The 6000-nt window shown below is 69.8% G+C and carries 6 protein-coding genes; 4 read left to right on the top strand and 2 right to left on the bottom strand.

All coding sequences use genetic code 11. From position 1 onward, the window contains the following. On the bottom strand, positions 1–690 hold a 690-nt coding region (locus VKN16_04560), incomplete at its 3' end, for a DMT family transporter (protein ID HME93469.1). Between the two features lie 271 nt (positions 691–961). Next, positions 962–1609 (bottom strand): phosphoribosyltransferase family protein, encoded by a 648-nt coding sequence (locus VKN16_04555; protein HME93468.1) that lies wholly within the window; start codon positions 1607–1609, stop codon positions 962–964. A gap of 112 nt (positions 1610–1721) precedes the next feature. Here VKN16_04555 and tsaB point away from each other — a divergent pair, with 112 nt between their 5' ends. The 4 genes from tsaB to VKN16_04535 all read left to right on the top strand — a co-directional run bounded on the left by tsaB (position 1722) and on the right by VKN16_04535 (position 5958). Beyond that, positions 1722–2405, top strand: coding sequence for a tRNA (adenosine(37)-N6)-threonylcarbamoyltransferase complex dimerization subunit type 1 TsaB (gene tsaB / locus VKN16_04550; protein HME93467.1), 684 nt, complete (start codon positions 1722–1724; stop codon positions 2403–2405). Next, positions 2398–2922: a ribosomal protein S18-alanine N-acetyltransferase gene (gene rimI / locus VKN16_04545; protein ID HME93466.1), complete on the top strand. Its 525-nt coding sequence runs from the start codon at positions 2398–2400 to the stop codon at positions 2920–2922. Before tsaB ends, rimI begins: the two co-directional genes overlap by 8 nt. Positions 2923–2939: 17 nt before the next feature. Further along, on the top strand, positions 2940–3905 hold the full coding sequence (gene meaB, locus VKN16_04540; protein HME93465.1) for a methylmalonyl Co-A mutase-associated GTPase MeaB: 966 nt from the start codon (positions 2940–2942) through the stop codon (positions 3903–3905). Between the two features lie 61 nt (positions 3906–3966). After that, complete coding sequence (locus tag VKN16_04535; GenBank protein ID HME93464.1) at positions 3967–5958, top strand: (Fe-S)-binding protein; 1992 nt, start codon at positions 3967–3969, stop codon at positions 5956–5958. The last annotated feature ends 42 nt before the right edge of the window (positions 5959–6000 follow it).

The raw sequence follows: 6000 nt of genomic DNA, 5'->3' as shown, positions 1-6000 counted from the left end.
CGGCGTGCCCAGCAACGCGCTGTAGAGGATCACCACGAAGACGAACCACGAGGCGGAGGCGAAGCTCTGCCACGGCCGCTCGAGCAGCGCGAGCGGGAAGAGCAGGCCGGCCGCCACCACGTGGGCGCCCGCCAGCATCTGCAGCGGCGAGAAGGTGGAGAGGTTGGCGCGGCTGTAGAGCGTGTAGATCACCCAGAGCAGCTGGGAGGCGAGGATGATCAGATCGCCCCCGTTCACCGACAGGGTGAGCAGGATCTCGATCGAGCCGCGCGCCACCGTCAGCACCACCGCGAGCGCGGTCAGGGCGATCCCGGCCAGGTTCACGGGAGAGAGCCGCTCGCGAAGCCACGCCGCCGCGGCCAGCGCCACCACCACCGGCGACGCGGCCCCGAGGATGCCCGCGTTGGCCGGCGTCGTGAAGCGCATGCCGACGTACCACAGCATGGAGTTGCCCACGAAGCCGGTCACTGCGAGCACGATCACCGCGGTCAGATCCCGTCGCGCGAGCGGGGGCAGCGGTCCCTCGAGCAGCCGCGAGACCAGCACGAGCAGCGGCGCCGCGATCAGCACGCGCGTGGCGGCCAGCGTCATCGGCCCGATCTCGGCCAGCCCGAGCTTGGCGAGCGGGAAGTTGCCGGCCCAGATGAGGGCCACCACGAGGAGCAGGGCGTAGGCGTCTCGATGGCTCACGGGGTCGGTCGGCGGGACGCGCGTCGGAGATGGAACGGCCCTGCCGGGATGGGGCCGACAGGGCCGAGCGCCACGAGGGGCGCGCTACTTCTTCTTTTTCTTCTTCGCGGCCTTCTTCTTCGCCATCGTGTCACCCCCCTCCCGATCCCCGCGCGTCCCGCGGTCGATCATGGTCCGGACTCTAGGGGAGGGGCAAAAACGTGTCAAGGACAAAATACCGGATACGGGGGCGACCGTGGGGGCGAGCCCCCATATCTTGGGGGCGGGGAGGCTAGGCCTTCTCGTGCGCGGACGACGGCTTGCGGTGCTCGCGACGCTTCACGTACTCCTGATTGAGCGGCACGCCCTTCTTGCAGAGCGGGCACGTGTCGGGCGCGTAGGTCGGGAAGTCGCGGCTCACCAGGCTGAAGATCTCCTTGCCCCCGACCTCGCTCTTCTTGGTGCGGCGCCACAGGGCTCCGATGCCGATGACCTGACCGCCCAGGCTCTCCACGAGCTGGGAGAGGAGGCGCACCGTGGTGCCCGAGGAGACCAGGTCCTCCACGATCAGCACCTTGGTGCCCGCGCGGATGAAGCGCTGGAACTCGACGGGCAGGGTCACGCGCCGCTTGCCCGCGCTCACGCCCTTGGTGCCGTAGGCGAGAGTGGGCCGCGAGGGATGGGCGCGGGCCACGCAGTGGGACAGGATCAGCGCGCCGGGACCGGTCGACAGCACCACGTCGATGGGCCACTGCGCGAAATGCTTGGCGATGACCGCGCCGAGCCCCTCGGTGAACGAGGCCTCGGTGGTGACCAGCGTCTTCTCGATGTACTCGCTCGTGTGGTGGCCGGAGGGGAGCAGGACGTGGTCGTTGGCGTGGTAGGCCCCGGTGCGCTTGAGGATCTCGAGATGGATCTTCTCTCGAACCTCGGCGTCCATCTGGCTGTCGGATTGTCGCGGGGGCGGGGCCATCAGCATTTGAGGATGAGGGGCCGCGTGCGGCGTGTCAACTCGAAAGATGGGCCGTGCGGGGCGTGCTAGACTTCCGCGCATGAGAGTGCTCGCGCTCGAGACCGCCACGCTCGCGGGCGGCGCCGCGCTGCTCGACGACGGCCGCCTGGTCGGCGAGAGCCGCCTCAACATCGCGCTCACGCACTCCGAGCGACTCATGCTGATCGTCGACCGGCTGCTGCAGGATTGCGGCTGGGAGGCGGCGAGCCTGGACGGCCTCGCGGTGTCCATCGGCCCCGGCTCGTTCACCGGCCTGCGCGTCGGCGCGGCCACCGCCAAGGGCCTGGCCCTGGCCCTCGAGGTGCCGGTAGCCCCGGTGCCCACCCTCGACGCGCTCGCGGCCACCCTGCCGTTCGCGGACGCGCCGGTGTGCCCGCTGCTCGACGCGCGGAAGAACGAGGTCTACTGCTCGCGCTACCGGTGGACGGCCGGCGGCATGGAGCGCGAGTGGGACTATCTCGCGCTGCCCCCCGCCGCGGCGGCGGCGCGGCTCAGCGGGCCGGTGATCGTCCTGGGCGACGGGGTGCCGGCGTGTCGGCCCTACCTGGGTCATCTCGGCGAGGGCCTACGCGAGGCCGATCCGGTGCATTCGCTGCCCTCGCCCGCGGTGGTGGGCGCGCTGGGCCACGTCATGCTCAGCGCCGGCGGCGGCATCCCGGCCGAGCAGCTCGCTCCCCTCTATCTGCGCCCATCCGAGGCGGAGCTGAAAGCCCGGCATGCGTGACGACGGACCATTGGCGGAGCCGCTGAGCGGCGACGCGGTGACGCTCGAGCCCATGACGCTCGAGGACCTCGACGACGTCCTGGTCATCGAGCGCGCCTCGTTTCAGACCCCGTGGTCGCGCGGCGCCTTCCGGTACGAGCTGACCCAGAATCGGGTGGCCCGCTGCTCGGTGGCGCGGTGCGGCCGGCGGCTCGCCGGCTATCTCTGCCTGTGGGAGATCGGCCACGAGATCCACGTGACCAACCTGGCCACGCATCCCGACCTGCGTCGACGGGGAGTCGGACGCCGGCTCCTGGGATCCGTCCTCGACGACGCGCGGCGGCGCGGCGTCGATCTCGCGTTCCTCGAGGTGCGGCCCACCAACTCGGAGGCGCTCCTGCTCTACGAGCGCTTCGGCTTCCGCGTGATCGGCCGGCGCAAGGGCTACTACTTCGACACCGGCGAGGACGCGCTGGTGATGGAGGCCCGCCTCAGCGGGGAGCCCTCCGAGTCCGCCGCGCCACGGCCCGGCTCCTGAGGCCCACGCCGCGCCCCGTGTCCGACCTGGTCAGCCGGATGCTCGACGGAGACCGCCTGGCCCTCGCACGCCTGATCACCCGGGTGGAGAACCGCTCCCCCGAGGTGCCCGCGATCATGCAGGCGATCCACGAGCGCACCGGGCGCGCCTACGTGCTCGGGATCACCGGGCCGCCCGGCGCGGGCAAGTCCACGCTGGTGGATCGGATCACGAGCCTGCTGCGCGCGGAGCAGCAGCCGGTCGGCGTCATCGCGGTGGATCCGTCGAGCCCGTTCACCGGCGGCGCGGTGCTCGGCGACCGCATCCGGATGCAGACCCACACGCTCGACCCCGACGTCTTCATCCGCAGCATGGCCACTCGCGGCAGCCTCGGGGGGCTTGCCCGCGCCACCGGCGACGTGATCAAGGTGATGGACGCCTTCGGCTTCCCGTGGATCCTCATCGAGACGGTGGGGGTGGGGCAGACCGAGCTGGACATCATCCGTCAGGCCGACACCACCGTGGTCGCGCTCGTGCCGGAGTCCGGCGACTCGGTCCAGGCCATGAAGGCGGGCCTCATGGAGGTGGCCGACGTCTTCGTCGTCAACAAGGCCGACCGCGACGGGGCCCACGCCCTGATGGCCGAGCTGAAGTTCAGCGTGCACCTGCATTACACGGGCAGCGCACAGGCGCGGGACGTGGACTGGGAGGTGCCGGTGCTCGCCACGCAGGCGGTCAACGACGTCGGCATGGACACGCTGCTGCGGCAGATCCGGAGCCACCGAACCGTGCTCGAGCAGGCCGGCGCGCTCGAGAAGCGGCGACAGGCTCGCCGTCGCGCCGACCTGGAGGCCCTGCTGGTGGAGGAGTACACCGCGCAGGTCACCGCCCTCGTGCAGCAGGACCCCGCGCTGGCCCGCACGCTCGACGCGGTCACCGGCGGCCGCCTCGACGTGTACTCCGCGGTGGCCCAGATCCTCGCGCAGACCCTGAGGCGGCCTTGACACTCCTGGAGTCGCACCCCACTATGCCCCCGGAGGCTCACCGATCGATGAGGCGTCGCTGATGCTGCCATCCCACCAATGGTACGGGCCGGTTCCCGGCTGGGTGATCTTCTACGGGCTGATCGTGCTCGCGGCCGTGTTGTTCGCCCAACGCGTCGTGTATCTCCTGCGCCTGCTGCTGAAGGGCAAGCCGATGCCGCGCTGGAGCCACGTGCCGACCCGAATCTGGCACGTCATCGTCTACGTCTTCGCGCAGGTCCGGCTGCTCGCGAACGATTTCTGGCCGGGGCTCATGCACGCCACCATCTTCTGGGGCTTCGTCGTGCTCACCCTCGGCACGATCGAGTTCTTCGGCAAGGGCGTGATCGAGTCGTTCTTCCTTCCCGGCCTCTCCGACACTGCGCCCTATCTCATCGTGCAGGACGTGTTCAGCGTGCTGGTCATCCTGGCCGTGGGGTACGCCCTCTACCGGCGCCTGGTGGTGAAGCCGCGCCGGCTCAATCTGTCGGCCGAAGCGCTGGTGATCCTGCTGCTGATCCTGGGCCTCATGGTGACGGACCTGGTGGCCGACGCCGGCCGCATCCTGCTCGCGCCGGCGCCGTCCGATCACTGGCAGCTCGCGGGATCGGCGGTCGCGCGCGGCATGGCCGGGCTGCCGGTGGGAGCGATCACCGCGATCTTCCATCTGGCCTGGTGGGCCCACGGGGCCACCCTGCTCGGGTTCCTGGTGTTGCTGCCGTACTCCAAGCATTTCCACATCCTGGTCTCGCCGCTCAACGTGTTCTTCGCGCCGCTCGAGCCGAAGGGCCAGTACCGCAGCATGGACCTCGAGAACTCGGAGACCTTCGGGGTGGGCAGCCTCACCGAGCTGACGTGGAAGGACCTGTTCGACACCTACAACTGCACCGAGTGCGGCCGCTGCACGTCGCGCTGCCCGGCCAACATGAGCGGCAAGGAGCTGGACCCGAAGTGGCTGATCCTGCACTTGCGGGAGCGTCTCTTCGACGAAGCGCCGGCGCTGCTCGGTCAGGCGGGGGCCCAGGCCCCGCCGACCGCGCTGGTGGGTGACACGATTCACGACAACGTGCTGTGGGCCTGCACGACCTGCCGCTGGTGCGTCGACGCCTGCCCGGTCTTCATCGAGCACGTGCCGAAGATCGTGGACATGCGCCGCTGGCTGGTGCTCACCGAGTCGCGCTTCCCCAACGAGCTGCAGCCCGCGTTCCGCAATCTCGAGACGAACGGCAACCCGTGGCAGATGTCGTGGGAGACGCGCGCGGACTGGGCCCGAGACCTGGGCGTTCGGCAGATGTCCGACGTCCGCGAGGCCGAGTACCTCTACTGGGTGGGCTGCTACGGATCATTCGACGAGCGCAACAAGAAGGTGGCGCGGGCCCTGGTGCGGGTGCTGCAGGCCGCCAACGTGGACTTCGCCATTCTGGGCAACGAGGAGAAGTGCACCGGGGAGCCAGCGCGGCGCCTCGGACACGAGTATCTGTACCAGACGCTCGCCCAGGGCAACATCGAGACGCTCAAGCAGTACAAGTTCCAGACGATCGTGACCGCGTGCCCCCACTGCTTCAACACCATCCGCAACGAGTACCCGCAGTTCGACGGTCACTTCCGGGTGATCCACCACACCCAGCTGCTGGACGACCTGCTCCGCCAGGAGCGGCTACGCCCCGTCCAGCGCGAGAGCGAGCGCATCACCTATCACGACGCGTGCAATCTGGGGCGCTACAACGACATCTACGAGGAGCCGCGCCGGGTGCTGGCCGGGGTGACCCGCGGCGACCTGGTCGAGATGACGCTCAACCGCTCGAAGGGCTTCTGCTGCGGCGGCGGCGGCGGCCGCGCCTGGGTGGAGGAGCACGAGGGCCGGCGGGTGAACCAGCTGCGGGTGGAGCAGGCCATGGAAGTGAAGCCCGACATCCTGGCCTCGGCGTGTCCCTTCTGCCTGACCATGTTCGAGGACGGAGTGAAGGCGAAGGAGGTCGGCGACACCATCAAGACCCGGGACATCGCCGAGCTGCTCGCCGAGCGGCTGGAGTAGGACGCCTCCGTCATGAAGGAGCTGCTGCTGGCGCTGCCGCGC

It is taken from the genome of Candidatus Methylomirabilota bacterium (genome assembly GCA_035315345.1).
GTDB lineage: Bacteria > Methylomirabilota > Methylomirabilia > Rokubacteriales > CSP1-6 > CAMLFJ01.
This window is presented reverse-complemented; position numbering and strand designations above follow the sequence as displayed.